Source organism: Pseudomonas boreofloridensis, assembly GCF_030580795.1.
Taxonomy (GTDB): domain Bacteria; phylum Pseudomonadota; class Gammaproteobacteria; order Pseudomonadales; family Pseudomonadaceae; genus Aquipseudomonas; species Aquipseudomonas boreofloridensis.
The window spans coordinates 1-20,617 of sequence record NZ_JAUQOQ010000031.1 but is presented as its reverse complement, the minus strand read 5'-3'; the positions used below and the strand labels follow the sequence as shown (position 1 = coordinate 20,617).

At 64.2% G+C, this 20,617-nt stretch carries 20 protein-coding genes; 13 read left to right on the top strand and 7 right to left on the bottom strand.

Features of this window, described 5'->3' with window-relative positions; all coding sequences use genetic code 11:
• The first annotated feature begins 246 nt into the window (after window positions 1-246).
• The 8 genes from Q6A47_RS22325 (at window position 247) to Q6A47_RS22290 (ending at window position 7,326) form a co-directional block, all read left to right on the top strand.
• Complete coding sequence (locus Q6A47_RS22325; protein ID WP_304485415.1) at window positions 247-1,578, top strand: OprD family porin; 1,332 nt, start codon at window positions 247-249, stop codon at window positions 1,576-1,578.
• A 164-nt stretch (window positions 1,579-1,742) separates the two neighbouring features.
• Window positions 1,743-2,381 carry a peroxiredoxin gene (locus Q6A47_RS22320; RefSeq protein ID WP_029612867.1) on the top strand — a complete coding sequence of 213 codons (639 nt, stop codon included), beginning with the start codon at window positions 1,743-1,745 and terminating at the stop codon, window positions 2,379-2,381.
• Window positions 2,382-2,606: 225 nt separating this feature from the next.
• Window positions 2,607-3,200: an NADPH-dependent FMN reductase gene (ssuE, locus tag Q6A47_RS22315; protein ID WP_039581437.1), complete on the top strand. Its 594-nt coding sequence runs from the start codon at window positions 2,607-2,609 to the stop codon at window positions 3,198-3,200.
• An 85-nt stretch (window positions 3,201-3,285) separates the two neighbouring features.
• Window positions 3,286-4,251 carry a sulfonate ABC transporter substrate-binding protein gene (locus Q6A47_RS22310; protein ID WP_304485414.1) on the top strand — a complete coding sequence of 322 codons (966 nt, stop codon included), beginning with the start codon at window positions 3,286-3,288 and terminating at the stop codon, window positions 4,249-4,251.
• Window positions 4,252-4,312: 61 nt separating this feature from the next.
• Window positions 4,313-5,461, top strand: a complete 1,149-nt coding sequence (gene ssuD, locus Q6A47_RS22305; RefSeq protein ID WP_039581434.1) for an FMNH2-dependent alkanesulfonate monooxygenase — start codon at window positions 4,313-4,315, stop codon at window positions 5,459-5,461.
• Between the two features lie 11 nt (window positions 5,462-5,472).
• Window positions 5,473-6,270, top strand: a complete 798-nt coding sequence (gene ssuC / locus Q6A47_RS22300) for an aliphatic sulfonate ABC transporter permease SsuC (protein WP_304485413.1) — start codon at window positions 5,473-5,475, stop codon at window positions 6,268-6,270.
• Window positions 6,267-7,079: an aliphatic sulfonates ABC transporter ATP-binding protein gene (gene ssuB, locus Q6A47_RS22295; RefSeq protein WP_116889692.1), complete on the top strand. Its 813-nt coding sequence runs from the start codon at window positions 6,267-6,269 to the stop codon at window positions 7,077-7,079. The genes ssuC and ssuB overlap by 4 nt, the downstream gene beginning before the upstream one ends.
• A gap of 31 nt (window positions 7,080-7,110) precedes the next feature.
• Window positions 7,111-7,326 carry a TOBE domain-containing protein gene (locus Q6A47_RS22290; RefSeq protein WP_008095172.1) on the top strand — a complete coding sequence of 72 codons (216 nt, stop codon included), beginning with the start codon at window positions 7,111-7,113 and terminating at the stop codon, window positions 7,324-7,326.
• Window positions 7,327-7,361: 35 nt separating this feature from the next.
• On the opposite strand, the gene Q6A47_RS22285 is transcribed toward Q6A47_RS22290, so the two are convergent.
• The 4 genes from Q6A47_RS22285 to Q6A47_RS22270 form a co-directional block, all read right to left on the bottom strand.
• Window positions 7,362-7,994, bottom strand: a complete 633-nt coding sequence (locus Q6A47_RS22285) for a TetR/AcrR family transcriptional regulator (RefSeq protein ID WP_304485412.1) — start codon at window positions 7,992-7,994, stop codon at window positions 7,362-7,364.
• Window positions 7,994-9,571, bottom strand: a complete 1,578-nt coding sequence (gshA, locus tag Q6A47_RS22280) for a glutamate--cysteine ligase (protein ID WP_369811591.1) — start codon at window positions 9,569-9,571, stop codon at window positions 7,994-7,996. The genes Q6A47_RS22285 and gshA overlap by 1 nt, the downstream gene beginning before the upstream one ends.
• Before the next feature lie 216 nt (window positions 9,572-9,787).
• Complete coding sequence (locus Q6A47_RS22275; RefSeq protein WP_029612862.1) at window positions 9,788-10,171, bottom strand: PaaI family thioesterase; 384 nt, start codon at window positions 10,169-10,171, stop codon at window positions 9,788-9,790.
• Window positions 10,171-12,504 (bottom strand): Tex family protein, encoded by a 2,334-nt coding sequence (locus tag Q6A47_RS22270; protein WP_116889686.1) that lies wholly within the window; start codon window positions 12,502-12,504, stop codon window positions 10,171-10,173. Before Q6A47_RS22270 ends, Q6A47_RS22275 begins: the two co-directional genes overlap by 1 nt.
• A 227-nt stretch (window positions 12,505-12,731) precedes the next feature.
• Between Q6A47_RS22270 and ompR the strand changes: the two genes are divergently transcribed.
• Window positions 12,732-13,472 (top strand): osmolarity response regulator transcription factor OmpR, encoded by a 741-nt coding sequence (gene ompR, locus Q6A47_RS22265; RefSeq protein WP_304485411.1) that lies wholly within the window; start codon window positions 12,732-12,734, stop codon window positions 13,470-13,472.
• A 97-nt stretch (window positions 13,473-13,569) separates the two neighbouring features.
• Window positions 13,570-14,883, top strand: coding sequence for an ATP-binding protein (locus Q6A47_RS22260; RefSeq protein ID WP_029612861.1), 1,314 nt, complete (start codon window positions 13,570-13,572; stop codon window positions 14,881-14,883).
• A 35-nt stretch (window positions 14,884-14,918) separates the two neighbouring features.
• On the opposite strand, the gene rimK is transcribed toward Q6A47_RS22260, so the two are convergent.
• Together rimK and rimB are read right to left on the bottom strand one after the other, a co-directional pair.
• The gene (gene rimK, locus Q6A47_RS22255; RefSeq protein WP_029612860.1) at window positions 14,919-15,824 is read right to left on the bottom strand and encodes a 30S ribosomal protein S6--L-glutamate ligase; all 906 of its coding nucleotides are present in this window, start codon (window positions 15,822-15,824) and stop codon (window positions 14,919-14,921) included.
• A complete protein-coding gene (rimB, locus tag Q6A47_RS22250) occupies window positions 15,821-16,303 on the bottom strand; it encodes a retropepsin-like aspartic endopeptidase RimB (RefSeq protein WP_039581408.1) in 483 nt (160 codons plus the stop codon). Before rimB ends, rimK begins: the two co-directional genes overlap by 4 nt.
• A gap of 109 nt (window positions 16,304-16,412) precedes the next feature.
• On the opposite strand from rimB, the gene Q6A47_RS22245 reads away from it, so the two are divergent.
• The gene (locus Q6A47_RS22245; RefSeq protein ID WP_029612859.1) at window positions 16,413-16,814 is read left to right on the top strand and encodes an RNA-binding S4 domain-containing protein; all 402 of its coding nucleotides are present in this window, start codon (window positions 16,413-16,415) and stop codon (window positions 16,812-16,814) included.
• A 63-nt stretch (window positions 16,815-16,877) separates the two neighbouring features.
• Here the strand turns inward: Q6A47_RS22245 and Q6A47_RS22240 are convergent, their stop codons facing one another.
• Entirely contained in the window at window positions 16,878-17,678 is an 801-nt protein-coding gene (locus tag Q6A47_RS22240; protein WP_039581407.1) for a phosphatase PAP2 family protein, read from the bottom strand.
• A 117-nt stretch (window positions 17,679-17,795) separates the two neighbouring features.
• Between Q6A47_RS22240 and hslO the strand changes: the two genes are divergently transcribed.
• Window positions 17,796-18,695, top strand: a complete 900-nt coding sequence (gene hslO / locus Q6A47_RS22235; RefSeq protein WP_304485410.1) for an Hsp33 family molecular chaperone HslO — start codon at window positions 17,796-17,798, stop codon at window positions 18,693-18,695.
• Window positions 18,696-18,874: 179 nt separating this feature from the next.
• A complete protein-coding gene (locus Q6A47_RS22230) occupies window positions 18,875-20,422 on the top strand; it encodes a phosphoenolpyruvate carboxykinase (protein WP_304485409.1) in 1,548 nt (515 codons plus the stop codon).
• Window positions 20,423-20,617 lie beyond the last annotated feature (195 nt).

Below are 20,617 nucleotides of genomic sequence, written 5' to 3'. Positions count from 1 at the left end.
CAAAAGCAGCTGAAGGTTCCATCGTTATTCCGTAATAATCTGACCGTTTCACAAAACGGTCATTTTGGATTTATAGGATTGTCATTATCCTGTAGCGCAGGAAGCCTTAGACCAAAGTCGTGTAATACCCGGTAACGATTGACTTACCGGTCACACCTTGGTGCTAAATCGCTTACCCGGGGTGAGTGGGGCATGAAGATCCCACCGCCTGGAGAGTACAAAAATTAGAACGTAGAGGAGCAAAGCATGTACAAGTCCAGCCTGGCCCTGGCCGTGGCAGTGGGGGTTCTCGCCCAACAAGCAGGCGCCGCCGGCTTCATCGAGGACAGCAAACTGTCCGTCAGCTCGCGCACCATGTACTTCAACAACGACAACCGCGATGGCGGTGCCGACAACCGTGAGTCGGGTCAGGGCTTCAAGCTCGACTACATCTCCGGTTTCACCCAGGGCACCGTTGGCTTCGGCGTCGACGCCCAGGCACTGTGGGGTATCCACCTCGACGGCGGCCGTGGCAAGCACCCGGACAACAGCAGCTTCTTCCCGAGCGACAGCGACGGTTCCTCTGCCAGCCAGTGGGCACGCCTGGGCGCCAACGCCAAGGCCCGCTTCTCCAAGACCGAAGTGCACTTCGGTAGCGCCCTGTCCCCGAACCTGCCGATCCTGGTCTCCAACGACGGTCGTCTGCTGCCACAGACCTTCGAAGGCGGCACCATCCAGTCGAAAGAAATCGACAACCTGACCATCAACGCCGGTCAGCTGACCCACGCCATGGGTCGCGCGTCGAGCAACCGTACCGGCCTGTCGGTCAACGGTGCGACTGCAGACAGCAACAAGTTCCGCTTCGGTGGTCTGGACTACAAGCTCACGCCTGACCTGACCCTGCAGTACTACTACTCGAACCTGGAAGACTTCTACAAACAGAACTTCCTGGGCGCCACCCACGTCTTCAAGATCGCCGACGACCAGTCGTTCAAGACCGACCTGCGCTACTTCGACAGCAGCAGCGACGGCCGCAACGGCAAGGGCGGTGGCTACAACTTCAACAACAACGGTGGCTATGCCAAGACCCCGGGCGAGGTCGACAACAAGACCTGGTCGGCGATCTTCACCTATACCCTGGGTGGTCACGCCTTCCTGCTGGGTCATCAGCGCGTCAACGACGACGGTGGCTTCGTCTGGCTGAACCAAGGCAGCGTTCGCGACGGCAACGGTCGTCCGGAAGGCGCCGGCGGTGCCAGCTTCTACCTGTTCACCGACAGCATGATCAACCAGTTCGCCAAGGCCGGTGAGAACACCACCTTCGGTCAGTACTCCTACGACTTCGCACGTCTGGGCGTACCGGGCCTGAAGGCTTCGGTTTCCTACCTCAAAGGCGAAGACGGCAAGAACGCCAACGGCAACGGCACCTTCAGCGAGTGGGAGCGCGACGCGCGCATCGACTACGTGATCCAGCAAGGTACCTTCAAAGGCCTGGGCGCTACCCTGCGTCACGGTGTCTACCGTGGTACTGGCACCAGCTCGCTGGCCGATCAGGACCAGACCCGCTTCATCGTCAACTACACTTACAACTTCATGTAAGACGTAGCGACACCCAAGAAGCCTCGCACCTTGCGAGGCTTTTTTATGCCTGCGATTCGATGTGCAAAATAGTTATAAATAAATCGTGATCTATTCTTTTTGTTTTTGTTTGGAAGCAGGCACAGTCGATCCTACAAGGCCAGACATGCACAGGAGCCGCTTCCATGAGCCTCAAACTTGGCGACATCGCCCCCGACTTCGAACAGGATTCCAGCGTCGGCACCCTGCGCTTCCATGAGTGGCTGGGCGACAGTTGGGGCGTGCTGTTTTCGCACCCGGCCGACTTCACCCCAGTCTGCACCACCGAGCTGGGCCTGACCGCCAAGCTCAAGGATGAGTTCGCCAAGCGCGGCGTCAAGGCCATCGCCTTGTCGGTGGACCCGGTCGATTCGCACCACAGGTGGATCGAGGACATCAACGAAACGCAGAACACGGTGGTGAATTTCCCGATCATCGCCGACGCCGACCGCAAGGTGTCGGACCTCTACGACCTGATCCACCCCAACGCCAGCGATACCCTCACCGTCCGCTCTCTGTTCGTGATCGACCCGAACAAGAAGGTGCGCCTGACCATCACCTATCCGGCCAGTACCGGGCGCAATTTCAACGAGATTCTGCGGGTGATCGACTCCTTGCAACTGACCGACAGCCACAAAGTGGCCACGCCGGGCAACTGGCAGGATGGCGACGACGTGGTGATCGTGCCCTCGCTCAAGGACGAGGAGGAAATCCGCCAGCGCTTCCCTAAAGGGTATCGGGCGGTGAAGCCTTACTTGCGCCTGACGCCGCAACCCAATCGCTGAATTCTCGTTGCACTGCTCTTAGCCATGCAGGGTACTCGGGCCGTTTCGACGGCCCTTTTTTATGGATGAGTTTCAGTGAAAGTGGTCGCGCACTGCTGTTGTCGTATATCAGCTAAAAGAATAAACAAATGAAAAAATATGATTTATGGATATATGACATCAAGTGCTAATGTCGCAGTCATCCCAAGGGGTCCTCCCCGGAAATCCATTCAAGGAATCGTTCAGATGCTGGTTGTTTCAATAGGCGGCAGCCCCAGTACACGATCACGTTCCGGCGTGCTGCTCGAACAGTCGCGCCAGTGGTTGCAGGATCGCGGCGTGGAAGTGGTGACTTTCCAGGTGCGGGAATTCCCTGCCGAAGACCTGCTGCATGCGCGCTTCGACAGCCCCCAGGTACAACACTTCCAGCAACTGGTGGCCCAGGCCGACGGCCTGATCGTCGCCACGCCGGTGTACAAGGCTTCCTTTTCCGGCGCGCTGAAGACGCTGCTCGACCTGCTGCCCGAGCGCGCCCTGGAACACAAGGTGGTGTTGCCCATCGCTACCGGCGGCAGCATCGCCCACATGCTCGCCGTGGACTATGCACTCAAACCCGTGCTGTCGACGCTCAAGGCGCAGGAAACCCTGCAAGGGATCTTCGCCGACGACAGCCAGGTCGCCTACGCCGACGCCAGCCAGCCTGCGCGCCTGACCGAGCCCCTGCAGGCGCGCCTGCTGGACTCGCTGCAGACCTTCCACGCCGCCCTGGCCCGACGGCCCAGGCCGCTGGCGCCGGGCGTACTCGAAGAACGCCTGATCAGCGCTCGCTGGAGCATCTGAACCCGCTTCACCGTTTCGCCACCTTACTCGCCCGTCAACGAGGCAAGCAGGTGCAACCCGAACCTCATTCGCACAGGAGAGCGCCATGCGCACCGTCCTTTTGCGTCGTGGTCTGGTCGCCCTGTTCGCGGCGGCCGTGACCTTCGGCGTCATCACCCAAGCCCAGGCCGATACCCTGCGTATCGGCTATCAGAAATACGGCACCCTGGTGCTGCTCAAGGCCAAGGGCGCGTTGGAAAAACGCCTGGCCGAACAAGGTATCGACGTGCAATGGACCGAGTTCCCCGGTGGGCCGCAACTGCTCGAAGGGCTGAACGTCGGCTCCATCGACTTCGGCGTCACCGGCGAGACCCCGCCTGTCTTCGCCCAGGCTGCCGGCGCCGATCTGCTCTACGTGGCCTACGAGCCGCCCGCCCCGCACAGCGAAGCGATCCTGGTGGCCAAGGATTCGCCGATTCATTCGGTCAAGGAACTCAAGGGCAAGAAGGTGGCCTTGAACAAGGGCTCCAACGTGCACTACCTGCTGGTGCGCGCCCTCGAAGACGCCGGTTTGAAGTACAGCGATATCCAGCCGGTGTACCTGCCGCCCGCCGATGCCCGCGCCGCCTTCGAGCGCGGCAGCGTCGATGCCTGGGTGATCTGGGACCCTTACCAGGCTGCCGCCGAGCAGCAATTGCAGGCCCGTACCTTGCGTGATGGTGAGGGTCTGGTCGACAACCACCAGTTCTATCTCGCCACGCGAGACTTCGCTACGCGGCACCCGGCCGTGATCGGCACGCTCATCGAGCAAGTCCGTGAAGTGGGCCAATGGGCCCAGGCCAACCCGCAGCAGGTCACCGATCAAGTCGCGCCGCTGCTGGGCCTGCCGGCGGACATCACGCTCACCTCGGTCAAGCGCCAGGGCTACGGCGCCGCGCCGCTGAGCCCCGACGTGGTCGCCTCGCAACAGAAGATCGCCGACACCTTCCAGGCCCTGAAGCTGATTCCCAAGCCCTTGAGCATCAAGGATGTGATCTGGACCCCGGCCGCCAAGGTCGCCAGCGCGCCCTGAACCCTGATACGCGCGCCGTAGCGTCGTTACGGTGCCTGCCCCTTTTGAGGAGACCACTCCAATGAGTCTGAACATTTTCTGGTTCCTGCCCACCCACGGTGACGGCAAGTACCTGGGCACCACCGAGGGCGCCCGCGCCGTCGACCACGGTTACCTGACCCAGATCGCCCAAGCGGCCGACCGCCTCGGTTTCGGTGGCGTGCTGATCCCCACCGGTCGCTCCTGCGAGGACTCCTGGCTGGTGGCTGCGTCGCTGATTCCGGTGACCCAGCACCTGAAGTTTCTCGTCGCCCTACGCCCAGGCATCATTTCGCCGACCGTGGCGGCGCGCCAGGCGGCGACCCTGGATCGCCTGTCCAATGGCCGCGCGCTGTTCAACCTGGTGACCGGCGGCGACCCCGACGAGTTGGCGGGAGACGGCCTGCACCTGAACCATCAGGAGCGCTACGAGGCGTCGGTGGAGTTCACCCGTATCTGGCGCAAGGTGCTCGAAGGCGAGGTGGTCGACTATGACGGCAAGCACCTGCAGGTCAAAGGCGCCAAGCTGCTCTACCCGCCGATCCAGCAACCGCGCCCGCCCCTGTATTTCGGAGGCTCGTCCGAGGCCGCCCAGGACCTGGCCGCCGAGCAGGTCGAGCTGTACCTGACCTGGGGCGAGCCGCCTTCGGCGGTGGCCGAGAAGATCGCAGCGGTGCGCGAGAAAGCCAAAGCCCAGGGCCGCGAAGTGCGCTTCGGCATCCGCCTGCATGTGATCGTGCGGGAAACCAACGCCGAGGCCTGGGCCGCCGCCGAGCGGCTGATCTCGCACCTGGACGACGACACCATCGCCCGCGCCCAGGCTTCCCTGGCGCGCTTCGACTCGGTCGGCCAGCAGCGCATGGCGGCGCTGCACAAGGGCCGGCGCGACAACCTGGAAGTCAGCCCCAACCTGTGGGCCGGTGTCGGCCTGGTGCGCGGTGGTGCCGGCACTGCGCTGGTCGGCGACGGCCCAACAGTGGCAGCGCGGGTGCAGGAATACGCGGACCTGGGCATCGATACCTTCATCTTCTCCGGGTATCCGCACCTGGAGGAGTCGTATCGCGTCGCCGAGCTGCTGTTCCCGCACCTGGACGTGCAGCGCCCGGAGCCGGCCAAGGCGGGCGGCTACGTGAGTCCGTTCGGCGAGATGGTGGCCAACGACATCCTGCCCAAATCCGTGTCGCAGAGCTGAGGGGGCGCCTGATGAGTCGTGCAACGTCCTCCACCTTGAGCCAGCGCCTGGCGCCTTGGGCGCTGCCGGTGCTGCTGCTGGCGGTATGGCAACTGGCGGTGAGTGCCGGCTGGCTGTCCACGCGCATCCTGCCCGCCCCGAGCGCGGTGGTGGCCGCCGGGGTCGAACTGGTGCGCAGCGGCGAGCTGTGGACCCACCTGGCGATCAGCGGCTGGCGCGCTGCCGTGGGCTTCGTCATCGGCGGCAGCATCGGCCTGGTGCTGGGCTTCATCACCGGATTGTCCAACTGGGGTGAACGCCTGCTCGACAGTTCGGTGCAGATGATCCGCAACGTGCCGCACCTGGCGCTGATCCCCCTGGTGATCCTGTGGTTCGGCATCGATGAGTCGGCGAAGATCTTCCTGGTCGCCCTGGGCACCTTGTTCCCGATCTACCTCAACACCTACCACGGCATCCGCAACGTCGACCCGGCCCTGGTGGAGATGGCGCGCAGCTACGGGCTGTCGTGCTTCGCCCTGTTCCGTCAGGTCATCCTGCCCGGCGCGCTGCCGTCGATCCTGGTCGGCGTGCGCTTCGCCCTGGGGTTCATGTGGCTGACCCTGATCGTCGCCGAAACCATTTCGGCCAACGCTGGGATCGGCTACCTGGCGATGAATGCCCGAGAGTTTCTGCAAACCGACGTGGTGGTGCTGGCCATCGTCCTGTACGCCGTGCTCGGCAAGCTCGCCGACCTGGCTGCACGCGGGCTGGAACGGGTCTGGCTGCGCTGGCATCCCGCTTACCAAGTGGCCAGGAAGGAGGGCGCATGAGCGTGCTCGAGAAGCAACCGCCGCACCTGCTGCGCGGCATTCCGTTGGCGGCCCGGGGCCTGCGCAAGGCATTCGGTCAGCGTGAGGTGCTGCGGGGCATCGACCTGCACATCCCGGCCGGCCAGTTCGTTGCCATCGTCGGGCGCTCGGGCTGCGGCAAGAGCACCCTGCTGCGCTTGCTGGCCGGCCTCGATCAACCCAGTGCCGGCGACCTGCTGGCCGGCGCGGCGCCGCTGGAGCAAGCGCGCGAAGAAACCCGCCTGATGTTCCAGGACGCCCGGCTGCTGCCGTGGAAGAAGGTCATCGACAACGTCGGCCTTGGCCTCAAGGGCGATTGGCGCCCGCGGGCATTGCAGGCGCTGGCGCAGGTCGGTCTGGCGGACCGTGCCCATGAATGGCCCGCCGCATTGTCTGGCGGACAGAAGCAGCGCGTGGCCTTGGCCAGGGCGCTGATCCATCAACCGCGTCTGCTGCTGCTCGACGAGCCACTGGGTGCGCTGGATGCCCTGACCCGCATCGAGATGCAGCAACTGATCGAGCGCCTCTGGCGTGAGCACGGCTTTACCGTGCTGCTGGTCACCCACGACGTCAGCGAGGCCGTCGCCGTGGCCGACCGGGTGATCCTGATCGAGGACGGCGAGGTCGGTCTGGACCTCGCCGTCGACCTGGCAAGGCCCCGGGCGCGAGGTTCGCAGCGCCTGGCCTTGCTGGAAAGCGCAGTGCTCGACCGTGTCCTTTCGGTACCCGGCACCCCGCCGGCACCGGAACCTGTTGCCCCTCTGCCCACGCAATTGCGTTGGGCTCACTGAACCCCCGAAGCCAAAGAGAAGGAAGCATCCCATGACCATCAAAGCGATCAACGTACGCAACCAGTTCAAGGGCACCGTGAAAGAAATCCTCGAAGGTCCGGTCTTGTCGGAAATCGACGTGCAGACCGCCTCCGGTATCGTCACTTCGGTGATCACCACGCGTTCGGTCAAGGAGTTGGAACTGCAGGTCGGCAGCGAGGTGATCGCCTTCGTGAAATCGACCGAGGTGTCCATCGCCAAGCTGTGATGCGGGTATCAGGGGCCGCGATGCGGCCCCAGTACTCAGAAGATACGCTTGGCCAGAAACGGGGGCAGGTAAAGCCCCAGATACGCCTCGAACACCCGCTGGGCTTCCTCGGCCATGCGCGGGGTGATCGCTTCGTGCAACTGCACCGAGCGCGCGTACACCCGATCACTCAACTCCATCGCCAAGGCGAACACATCGACATCCGTCGGCATCACCGGCAGGTGGAAATGCTGGTCGAACACCTTGTGCATCAGCTTGCCCAGCTCCATGTCGTGCTGCCGGTCGGCCTGCACCACTTCGCTCAGTCCATGCTGCGCCAGGATCAACTGCCGCGCGGCGGCGTCCTCGTGATAGATGGCGAGCATGCGCTGCTCGATCAAGCGGGACAGTTCATGCCAGGTGGTGAACCCTCGGCTGTCGATGGGGGCGTTCAGGGCCTCGCGAAAGGCTCGGTGCACATCGGCGGTCAGGGCTTCGAGCAACGCAGGCACGCTGGCGAAGAAGTGATACACCGACGAGGGCGGGATCTGCGCCCGCTCGGCCACGCTGTAGATCGAGAGGGCGCCGACGCCGCCGTCGGTCAGCAGTTCGCGCGCCGCGGCGAGGATCGTGGCGATCCTCGCCTGACTGCTGGCGCGCGGTTTGCGGGCGACGGCGGCGCGGCTCATCAGTTGCTGATGGCCAGGATGCTGGCCTGGTAGGCGCCGACGAACAGGTCGAAGTCACCCACTTCCTGCTGCTCCAGGCGCGACTGCTCGGCCAGCGAATCGCGCGCCAGGGTTTCGAACGCCTGCTGGCGTTCGGCTGGCAGCGGCTGCTGGCGGAAGTTGTCGGCGTGCAATTGGCTCTGGCGCAGGGCGAACTTGACGAAGGTCTCGTCGTGCTCGGTCATGCGCGCCAGCACTTGGGCGGACGGGGTGAGCTCCGGGTCGTCGACCTTGGCCTGCTGCTCGGCCAGGGCTGTGGCGTGCTCGTCGCTGCCGTGGGCGCGGTCGAGCAGTTCGGCCAGTTGCCCGATGCGGCCGAGCAGCTCGCTGGCCCACGCCTTGAGCGTGATCGGCTGGCCGTCACGCTGCAGCTCCAGGCCCGGTCGGCGACCTTCCTTGACCACGCTGAGGAAGTTGCCGGAGCACTGGTTGCATTCGCCGTTCTCCAGTTGCGGGCTCTCGTCGAGGGCGCAGAACAGCAGGAAAGCGTCGAGAAAGCGCGCTTCGGTGAGGTCGATGCCCACCGGCAGGAACGGGTTGATGTCCAGGCAGCGCACTTCCACGTACTGCACGCCACGCGCGGTCAGGGCCTGGATCGGCCGCTCGCCGGTGTAGGTGACACGCTTGGGGCGGATGTTCGAGTAGTACTCGTTTTCGATCTGCAGGATGTTGGTATTCAACTGTACCCATTCGCCGTCGACATGGGTGCCGACCTCGACATAGGGCGGGTAGGGCGTGCCGACGGCCTTGCGCAGGCTGTCGGTGTAGCTGGCCAGGTTGTTGTAGCACGGCGTCAGGCCGGCCTGGGCATTGCTCTGATAACCCAGGTCGCTCATGCGCAGGCTGGTGGCGTAAGGCAGGTACAGGGTCTCGCCGTCCAGCTCTTCGAGCTGGTGCGCACGGCCACGCAGGAAGCCTTTGTCCAGGGCCGGCGAAGCGCCGAACAGGTACATCAGCAGCCAGCTGTAGCGCCGGAAGTTGCGGATCAGGGCGATGTAGGCGGCCGATTGGTAGTCGCGGTCGCTTTCGGCGCTGGCCTCGTCCTGGCGCAGCAGGGGCCAGAGCGCTTCGGGCAGCGAGAAATTGTAGTGAATGCCGGCGATGCACTGCATGGTGCGGCCGTAGCGCAGGGCCAGGCCCTTGCGGTACACGTGCTTGAGCTTGCCGATGTTGGAGGTGCCGTACTCGGCGATCGGAATGTCTTCCTCGGCCGGCAGCGCGCAGGGCATCGACGGGCTCCACAGGTACTCGTCGCCCAGTTGGGTGTAGACGAAACGGTGGACCTGCTCAAGGTTGTCGAGCACCTCGGCCGGGTCGGCCAGCGCCGGAGTGATGAACTCCAGCAGCGACTCGGAATAATCGGTGGTGATCTGCTCGTTGGTCAGCGCCGAACCCAGGGCTTCGGGATGCGGGGTCTGGGCCAGACGGCCTTCGGCGGTCACCCGCAGGCACTCGCGCTCGATGCCGTGCAGGCACTGCTTGAGCAGCGGGAGGTGGTTGCCGAGCAAGCTCAGGCGGCGATTGAGGAGGTCGCTCAAGGTGTATTCCTTCACGCGTCGGTCGCCCCGATATGGGGGTAGGGATGACGGTCTACAAGGGTAGGTACAAAGGAACTGGCGTTGTCGCCTGGTTTACGCGGTTCCGGTGATGCAACCGGGGCTTTGCGTGGGCCCTGCGCGCCTTAGGCGCGAAGGGCTGGCAAGCGACCCCAATAGCTCGATGCCAGCAACATACCGCAGTTAACCTTTGGTGAGCTAGAGAACCGCGAAGGTTCCCTGCGCCTTGGCCACTCGCTTGTCGCCCTGGGTTACGTCGGCGTCGACCACCAGGGTGCGGCGCCCGGCATGGATCACCCTGGCCGTGCACAGCACCTCGCCGTCGCTGACGGCGCGCAGGTAGTTGATCTTGCACTCGATGGTTACGCTCTGCTGGTCGAAGCCATGACTGGCCGAGCAGGCCAGGCCCATGGCGATGTCGACCAGGCTGAAGATCGCCCCGCCGTGCAGCTTCTGGCCGCGGTTGCGCAGCGGTGGCGTCAGCGCCAGGGCCACCGTCGCCACACCCGTTTCCAGGTGCTGCAGACGGCAGCCCAGCAGTTGGCTGAAGGCGCTCTCGACGTATTCCCGAGGCACTTCCATCATTTCTTCTTCAACTGCTTGGCATTGGCGAACAGCGCCGCCATGGCATTGTTCGCTGGCGCTGCGCTGACGGTTTCACGCGGGCGCGGGGCCTGCTGCGGGCGGTTGCCGCTCTTGTCGCCCTTGCCGCGTGCGCCGCCACGCTGGCCTTCGACTTTCTCGCCCGGGGTATCGCCCATGCGCATGGACAGGCCGACGCGTTTGCGCGGGATATCCACTTCCATCACCTTGACCTTGACCACATCGCCCGCCTTGACCGCCTCGCGCGGGTCTTTGACGAACTTCTCCGACAGCGCCGAGATGTGCACCAGGCCGTCCTGGTGCACGCCGATGTCGACGAACGCGCCGAAGTTGGTGACGTTGGTCACCACGCCTTCGAGGATCATGCCCGGCTCCAGGTCCTTGAGGTCTTCGACGCCGTCCTGGAAGGTGGCGGTCTTGAACTCCGGGCGCGGGTCGCGGCCGGGCTTGTCGAGCTCCTGGAGAATGTCGGTGACGGTGGGCAGGCCGAAGGTCTCGTCGGTGAAGGTCTTCGGGTCCAGGCGCTTGAGGAAGCTGCTGTCGCCGATCAGCGAGCGGATGTCGCGGTCGGTGCCGGCGGCGATGCGCTGCACCAGTGGATAAGCTTCCGGGTGCACCGCCGAGGCGTCCAGCGGGTTGTCGCCGTTCATCACGCGCAGGAAGCCGGCGGCCTGTTCGAAGGTCTTCTCGCCGAGGCGGCTGACTTTCTTCAATGCCGCGCGGGTGGCGAACGGGCCGTTGGCATCGCGGTGCGCGACGATGTTCTGCGCCAGGGTGGCGTTGAGGCCGGAGATGCGCGTGAGCAGCGCCACCGAGGCGGTATTGACGTCCACGCCGACGGCGTTCACGCAGTCCTCGACCACCGCGTCCAGGCCGCGCGCCAATTTCACCTGCGACACATCGTGCTGGTACTGGCCGACGCCGATGGATTTAGGATCGATCTTCACCAGCTCGGCCAGCGGGTCTTGCAGGCGGCGGGCGATCGACACGGCGCCACGGATCGACACGTCCAGGTCAGGGAATTCACGGGCGGCCAGCTCGGAGGCCGAATACACCGAGGCGCCGGCTTCGGACACCATGACCTTGGTGATCTTCAGCGCCGGGTATTTCTTGACCAGCTCGGCCACCAGCTTGTCGCTCTCGCGGCTGGCGGTGCCGTTGCCGATGGCGATCAGCTCCACCGAGTGCTTGGCGCACAGCGCGGCCATGATCGACAGGGTGCGGTCCCACTCGTTCTTCGGGGCGTGCGGGTACACGGTGGTGTAGTCCAGCAGCTTGCCGGTGGCATCGACCACGGCGATCTTGCAGCCGGTGCGCAGGCCCGGGTCGAAGCCCAGGGTGGCGCGCGGCCCGGCCGGGGCGGCCAGCAGCAGGTCGTGCAGGTTGTGGGCGAAGACGTTGATCGCCTCGCCCTCGGCGTTGTCGCGCAACTCGCCGAACAGGTCGGTCTCCAGGTGGGTGTAGAGCTTGACCTTCCAGGTCCAGCGCACCACCTCGCCGAGCCATTTGTCGGCCGGACGACCGCGGTTCTCGACACCCACGTGCTGGCCGATCATCACCTCGCAAGGGTGCAGGGTGCCCGGCAGTTCCTCGCCGACCTTCAGCGAGGCGCTCAGCACGCCCTCGTTGCGGCCACGGAAGATTGCCAGGGCGCGGTGCGACGGGGCGTTGCGCAGCAGTTCGTCATGGGCGAAGTAGTCGCGGAACTTGGCGCCTTCTTCTTCCTTGCCCGGCACCACGCGTGCGGTGAGCACCGCTTCGTGCTTGAGGAAACCACGCAGCTTGTCGAGCAGGGCGGCATCTTCGGCGAAGCGCTCCATGAGGATGTACTTGGCACCTTCCAGCGCGGCCTTGACGTCGGCCACGCCCTTGTCGGCATCGACGAAGCGTGCTGCGTGTTCTTCCGGATTCAGTTGCGGGTCGTCGAACAGGCTGTCGGCCAGCTCGCCGAGGCCGGCTTCCAGGGCGATCTGGCCCTTGGTGCGGCGCTTCTGCTTGTACGGCAGGTACAGGTCTTCGAGGCGGGTCTTGGTGTCGGCCAGGGCGATCTCGCGGGCCAGTTCGGGAGTGAGCTTGCCCTGTTCCTGGATGCTGGAAAGGATGCTGGCGCGGCGCTCGTCGAGTTCGCGCAGGTAACGCAGACGCTCTTCCAGGTGGCGCAGTTGCGTGTCGTCCAGGCTGCCGGTCACTTCCTTGCGGTAACGGGCGATGAAGGGCACGGTCGAGCCTTCGTCCAACAGGCCTACGGCCGCTTCCACCTGTTGTGGGCGTACGCCCAGTTCCTCGGCGATACGGCTGTTGATGCTGTCCATGAGAACCACCTGACAAATGTGAATGCATGAGGCCGCGGCGGCACTTGGAGCCCGACGGCGCTGGATGAAAGCGGCGCATTATACCGATCGCGTCCGGCTTGCGGTGATAGCGCTGGGCCATGCGCGTGGCGGGGAAGTGGCGCCGGGGGAAAAATCTGCTAACAATGCACACGGCACGCGTTGCAATGGCTACGCCATAATGCGCGGCGATCTCAGAGGAGTTATTGATGACCAGCACCGCAAACAATGCTGAAGGCGAAAAGATTCTCATCGTGGACGACGATCCGGGGCTGAGCAGCCTGCTGGAGCGTTTCTTCACCAGCAAGGGCTTCCGCGCCCGTGCCGTGCCCAACGTCGAGCAGATGGACCGCCTGCTGGCCCGTGAAGTCTTCAACCTGGTGGTGCTCGACCTCATGCTCCCTGGCGAGGACGGCCTCTCCGCCTGCCGCCGCCTGCGCGCGGCGAACAACCAGATTCCGATCATCATGCTCACCGCCAAGGGCGATGAGCTCAGCCGCATCAAAGGCCTGGAACTGGGCGCCGACGACTACCTGGCCAAGCCCTTCAACCCTGACGAGCTGGTGGCGCGGGTCAAGGCGGTGCTGCGCCGTCAGGCGCCGAGCGTGCCCGGGGCGCCGGGCAGCGAGGACGAGGTCGTGACCTTCGGCGACTACTCCTTGTCGCTGGCCACGCGCGAGCTCACCCGTGGCGACGAAGTGCACATGCTGACCACCGGCGAGTTCGCCGTGCTCAAGGCGCTGGTCATGCACGCCCGCGAGCCGCTGACCCGCGACAAGCTGATGAACCTGGCCCGTGGCCGCGAGTGGGACGCGCTGGAGCGCTCCATCGACGTGCAGATCTCGCGCCTGCGCCGGATGATCGAGCCCGACCCGTCCAAACCCCGTTACATCCAGACGGTATGGGGTGTGGGCTACGTCTTCGTGCCGGATGGAAATGCCGGCAAATGAGCCTCTGCCATGACGCGGCAGGGCGGCCCGCAAGGGTCGCCCTGTTTTCGTCTGTGGTCGCCGGCCTTCCTGTTCCAGCTTCGCAGCAGTGCTCCTGATGAAAACGCCCCTCTGGTTTCCGCAAAGCTTCTTCGCCCGCACCTTGTGGCTGGTGCTGATCGTCGTGCTGTTCTCCAAGGCCCTGACCCTGGTTTATCTATTGATGAACGAGGACGTGCTGGTCGATCGCCAGTACAGCCACGGCGTGGCCCTCACCCTGCGCGCCTACTGGGCAGCAGACGAGGAAAACCGCGACCAGATCGCCGAAGCGGCCGGGCTGATCCGGGTCACCGGCGCGGGCGTGCCCGAAGGCGAACAGCATTGGCCTTACAGCGAGATCTACCAGCGGCAGATGCAGGCCGAGCTGGGCGAGGACACCGAAGTGCGCCTGCGTGTGCATGCCCCGCCCGCACTGTGGGTCAACGCGCCGAGCCTGGGCCCGGGCTGGCTGAAGGTGCCGCTGTACCCGCATCCGCTGCGGGGCCAGAAAATCTGGAACGTGCTCGGCTGGTTCCTGGCGATCGGCCTGCTGTCCACGGCGTCGGCCTGGATCTTCGTGCGCCAGCTCAACCAGCCGCTCAAGCGCCTGGTGTTCGCCGCCCGCCAGTTGGGCCAGGGCCGCAGCGTGCGCCTGCCCATCAGCGATACACCCAGCGAGATGACCGAGGTGTACCGTGCCTTCAATCAGATGGCCGAGGATGTCGAGCAGGCCGGGCGCGAGCGCGAGCTGATGCTGGCCGGGGTCTCCCATGACCTGCGCACGCCGCTGACCCGGTTGCGCCTGTCGCTGTCGCTGATGGGCAACGAGAGCGAGTTGAGCGAGGACATGGTGCGCGACATCGAAGACATGGACGCCATCCTCGACCAGTTCCTGGCGTTCATCCGCGACGGCCGCGACGAGCCGGTCGAGGAAGTCGACCTGGAGCACTTGATCCGCGAAGTGGTCGCACCCTACAACCAGCCTGAGGAGCGGGTGCGGCTGTGCCTGGAGCCGATCCCGCCGTTCCCGCTGCGGCGCGTCTCGCTCAAGCGCATGCTCGGCAACCTGATCGGCAATGCCCTGCACCACGCCGGGCAGGGTGTGGAAGTGGCGGCCTACGTGTCGGGCGACCAGAGCGCGCCCTATGTGGTACTCAGTGTGCTGGACCGCGGCGCCGGTATCGAGGAGTCCGAGCTGGAAACCATCTTCAACCCGTTCATCCGTGGCGATCGCGCACGCGGTGGCAAGGGGACAGGCCTGGGGCTGGCGATCGTCAAGCGTATTGCGGCGCAGCATGGCGGCAATGTGGAGTTGCGCAACCGCTCCGGCGGGGGTATCGAGGCCCGCGTGCGCCTGCCGCTGGGTCTGTTGTTGCCGCGCAACGCGGTGTGAGCCGGGTTCGCGGCCTGCGCCGCGAACCCTGTGGATCAGCCCTTGCCCTTGGTGCGGGTCTGATTCGGCCCGCCATGTTTCTCCAGATGCTCGATGATCATCCCGGCCACATCCTTGCTGGTGGTGACCTCGATGCCTTCCAGACCCGGTGACGAGTTCACCTCCATCACCAGCGGTCCGTGGTTGGAACGCAGGATATCCACACCCGCCACGCTCAGGCCCATGACCTTGGCCGCGCGTATGGCGGTCATGCGCTCTTCGGGGGTGATCTTGATCAGGCTGGCCACGCCGCCTCGGTGCAGGTTGGAGCGGAACTCCCCTGGCTTGGCCTGACGCTTCATCGAGGCGATCACCTTGTCGCCCACCACGAAGCAGCGAATGTCGGCGCCGCCGGCTTCCTTGATGTACTCCTGGACCATGATGTTCTGCTTGAGACCCATGAACGCCTCGATCACCGACTCGGCAGCCTTGGTGGTCTCGCACAGCACCACGCCGATGCCCTGTGTGCCTTCGAGCACCTTGATCACCAGCGGGGCGCCGTTGACCATCTGGATCAGGTCGGGAATGTCGTCAGGCGAGTGGGCAAAGCCGGTGACCGGCAGGCCGATGCCGCGCCGTGACAGCAACTGCAGTGAGCGCAGCTTGTCCCGCGAGCGGGCGATGGCCACCGACTCGTTGAGCGGATAGACCCCCATCATCTCGAACTGGCGCAACACGGCGCAGCCGTAGAACGTGACCGAGGCACCGATGCGCGGGATTACCGCATCGAAGCCCTCCAGCGGCTTGCCACGGTAGTGGATCTGCGGCTTGTGGCTGGCGATGTTCATGTAGGCGCGCAAGGTGTCGATCACGACCATCTCGTGACCGCGCTGGATGCCGGCTTCGACCAGCCGGCGGGTGGAATACAGACGCGGATTACGCGAAAGCACGGCGATCTTCATGCAGCACCTGTGACAGGGGGGAGGGTGGCCACGAAGGCCGGTTTGTCCTGGACGTACTTGAGGCCCGGGTTCACTACCAGTTGACCGTGTACCAGCGCCTTCGATCCCAGCAACAGTCGGTAGCGCATGCTCTTGCGACAGGCTAGGGTGAACTCCACCTCCCATACCCGATCGCCCAATGCCAGCGGCGTGCGGATCACATAGCGGGTCTGGGCGTGGCCGTTGGAGCTCTTGATGGTCTTCATGGTCACCAACGGCGCCTCGCAGCGGCGATGGCGCAGTTGCACCACCGAGCCCAGGTGTGCGGTGAAGCGCACCCAGGGTTGGCCATCGCGTTCGAACGGCTCGATGTCGGTGGCATGCAGGCTCGAGGTACTGGCGCCGGTGTCGATCTTGGCGCGCAGGCCTGCCAGGCCGAGGTTGGGCAAGGCGATCCATTCGCGCAGGCCAATCACTGTCAGATGATCAAATGTTTTCAATTAGCACAGCCTGCGAACGAGGTGGTGAACTGTAAGCATCACACGGACTTTTTGCATCCGACAGCTACGGTAGTACAGTTCGGTTAAAGACAGAATTCGAGGTACAGAGATGGCACAAAAGTCGGAAGAAGACGACAAGGTACGCCTGGACAAGTGGTTGTGGGCGGCGCGCTTCTACAAGACCCGCGCGCTGGCCAAGGCGGCCATCGAAAGTGGCAAGGTGCACTGTCGCGGCGAGCGTTGCAAGCCGGGCAAGGAACCTCGGGTGGGGGATGAATTCGTGCTGCGCACCGGATTCGATGAAAAGACCGTGGTGGTCAAGGCGTTGTCGCTGGTACGGCGCGGCGCGCCTGAGGCGCAGACCCTCTACGAGGAAACCGCCGAGAGCCTGCAGCGTCGTCAGCAGGCGGCCGAGCTGCGCAAGGCAGGCGCGGTGGGGATGACCACCGATGGACGGCCGAACAAGAAACAGCGCCGGCAGATTCATCAGTTGCAGGGCAGTTTCGACTAGGCGATTTCGACCGTGCGGTCAGCCGCGCCGTTGGCTCGGCGCGGTTGACCGACAACACGCGGTTCAGGCGCCGCGAATCACGCTCATGCGTCCAATCAGCGGCAGCTTGCCCAGCAGTCGGAACAGCGGCGCGGTCCAGCGCACCAGCGCCGCGCTGGCCTTGGCCGCCAGCGGCGTGTGCACGGTCCAGCCCAGTGCCAGCACGGCCATGCCCAGCCCGCCGACGTAGTCGTCCTGGCCCCAGTGCGCGCCGGCCACCAGCCGTGGCAGCATGAACAGCGTGGCCAGGGCCCAGATCGCCAGGGCTTGGACCAGGCGTCGGCTGAACAGGCTCATGAACAGTGCCCAGAGCAGCAACACCGAGGCGTGATCGCCTGGGAAGCTCTTGCTCGACCGGTCTTTCAGTTCCCAGTGCTCTTCCAGGTGCGGGTAGTACTGGCTCAGGCGCACGGCGTCGTCGAACACGATCGACGGGCTGTCATGCTGCCAACCGGATGCATCGACCCACTTGGAAAACAGCGCGCGCACCACCACTAACAGCAGCAGGCTGACGAAAAAGCCGAAGAATGCCTGGCGAACCTGAACGGCCTTGAACACCCAGTCGCCCTTGATCAGCAAGGCGAGCAGGATCAGGCCGACGACGATATCGAAGGGCCGCAGGCTGCCCACGGTCCAGATCCAGCGCCACACGGCGTTGTCGGCCAATGGCGTGTTGAGGCTGCGGAACAGCCACTCGTCGAAAGTCAGAAACAGGATCTGGCCAAACGGCCACAACCAGAAACACAGTAGTGCAATAGGCAGCAGGGTGCAGAATGCCAGCGGTCCCCAGGACCACCTTGGTTGGAACAGTGGCCGATTATCCATAAAATACCTCGATCGCCAGCTTGAGTTCAGCGCCTTGTGGGCGCTTTCGACGGGCCTTTGTAGGCTCTTGCAATCATTTTGTCATCCTTTTCAGAATATTCAGATAGCCGGGAAACCATGAGCGATTTACCTGACACCGATTTCACCCAACGCTTCCTTTTCGAAGACCGCGACGTACGTGGCGAATGGGTCTCCCTCGACCACAGCTACGGCGAAGTGCTGGCGCGCCATCCCTATCCGCAGCCGGTCGCCACGCTGCTGGGTGAACTGATGGCCGCCACCTCGCTCCTGGTCGGTGCACTCAAGTTCGACGGCTTGCTGATTCTCCAGGCGCGCTCGCAAGGGCCCATCCCGCTGCTCATGGTCGAGTGCTCGGGCGAGCGCGACATCCGCGGCATGGCCCGCTACGAGGCCGACCAGATCGCCAGCGAGGCCGGCCTCGCCGAGCTGATGCCCGACGGTCATCTCACGCTGACCATCGACCCGATCAAAGGCCAGCGCTACCAGGGCACCGTCGACCTGGATGGCGCGAACCTGTCCGAGTGCTTCACCAACTACTTCGTGCAGTCCCAGCAGTTGAACACCCGCTTCTGGCTCGATGCCTCCGCCGGCAAGGCCCGTGGCCTGTTGTTGCAGCAGTTGCCGCGCGATCGCCAGCCCGATGACGAAGAGCGCGACGAGAGTTGGCAGCATGTAGTGGCCCTGGCCAGTACCCTCAAGGCCGAGGAGTGGGCGCTGGACAACGAAACCCTGCTGCACCGCCTCTATCACGAGGACGCTGTGCGCCTGTTCGATGTCGAGCCACTGCGCTTCAGTTGCAGTTGCTCCCGAGAGCGCTCCGGCAATGCCTTGGTCAGCCTCGGCGAGGCCGATGCCAAGGCGCTGGTCGAGGAATGTGGCGGCACGGTGGAAATCGATTGCCAGTTCTGCAACGAGCGCTATCTCTTCGATGCAACCGATGTAGCGCAATTGTTCGCTGGCGGTGGCACGGACGGGGCATCAGAAACTCTCCACTGAAACGCTTCATCACAGGAGATTCTCCTGTCTAACTGCGCAAAAGCGCAGATACGACAGGAGGGGCCTACTTTTTTTGGGCGTTTCTGGCATAATCCGGCCACTTTTTTCGCTGTAGTAGTTTGAAACAGACCACTACAAAACGTTTGGAGCACTCGGCCTCGGGCCGGATGGGGTATCTCATGACGCAAGCCAACAACACCGTGTACACCGACCTGAGCGTCGACGAGCTGGTGAAACAAGCGCTGTCTCGCAAGGAAGGCGTGCTGGCCGATACTGGCGCACTGGTCGTGGAAACCGGTCACCGCACCGGTCGTTCGCCCGCTGACCGCTTCATCGTCGATGAGCCGAGCACCTCTGCCGCCATTGCCTGGGGCCCGATCAACCGCAAGTTCCCGGCCGACAAGTTCGATGCCCTGTGGGACCGCGTCGAGGCGTTCAACAACGCTCAGGAACACTTCGTTTCCCACGTGCACGTCGGTGCTGCCCAAGAGCACTACCTGCCGGTCAAGATGACCACCCAGACCGCCTGGCAGAACCTGTTCGGCCGCTGCCTGTTCATCACCCCGGAAGACGGCCAGTTCAACCCGGCCGGTCGCGACCAGTGGCAGGTGCTGAACGTCGCCAATTTCGAGTGCGTGCCCGAGCGTGACGGCACCAACTCCGATGGCTGCGTCATCCTCAACTTCGCCCAGAAGAAGGTGCTGATCGCCGGCATGCGCTACGCCGGCGAAATGAAGAAGGCCATGTTCTCGGTGCAGAACTTCCTGCTGCCGGCTGCTGACGTACTGCCTATGCACTGCGCCGCCAACATTGGCGAGGCAGGCGACGTGACCCTGTTCTTCGGCCTGTCCGGCACCGGCAAGACCACCCTGTCGGCCGACGAAAGCCGTTACCTGATCGGTGACGACGAGCACGGCTGGGGCGAGGGCGTCGTTTTCAATATCGAAGGCGGCTGCTACGCCAAGTGCATCGACTTGTCCGAGAAGAACGAGCCGGTCATCTGGAAAGCCATCAAGCACGGCGCAGTGCTGGAAAACGTGGTCATCGACGAGGCCGGCCATGCCGACTACGCCAACGTCAGCCTGACCCAGAACAGCCGTGCCGCCTACCCACTGGAGCACGTCGCCAAGCGTTCCGAAAAGAACCTGGGCGGCGAGCCGAATGCCGTCATCTTCCTGACCTGCGACCTGACCGGCGTGCTGCCGCCTGTGTCGATCCTGAACAACGAGCAGGCGGCCTATCACTTCCTGTCCGGCTACACCGCCCTGGTCGGTTCCACCGAAATGGGCTCGGGCAGCGGCATCAAGTCGACCTTCTCCACCTGCTTCGGCGCGCCGTTCTTCCCGCGTCCGGCGGGTGAGTACGCCGAGCTGCTGATCAAGCGTATCAAAGGCTTCGGCTCCAAGGTCTACCTGGTCAACACCGGTTGGACTGGCGGTGGCTATGGCGTTGGCAAGCGTTTCAGCATCCCGACTACCCGTGCCGTGATCGCTGCGATCCAGAGCGGCGCGCTGATCGGTGCCGAAACCGAGCACCTGGACATCATCAACCTGGACGTGCCGAAGGCCGTCCCGGGCGTCGACACCGAACTGCTCAACCCACGCAACACCTGGGCTGACCCGGCCGCCTACGACGAGGCCGCCAAAGGCCTGGCCAAGCTGTTCACCGAGAACTTCAAGAAGTTCGACGTCTCCGACGCCATCAAGGCGGCCGGTCCGCAGCTGTAAGCGCGTTCCACGCGACGAAGAGCCGCCCCTCGGGGTAATGCTGTTCACTTAATATCTGTATTGCTGGAATTAGGGCTGCTGCGCAGCCCATCGCGGCGCAAGGCCGCTCCCACAGGGTCCGTACAGCCCCATGTTTCAGGGTTTGCGCGGACTTTGTGGGAGCGGCCTTGTGCCGCGAAAGGGCCGCGAAGCGGA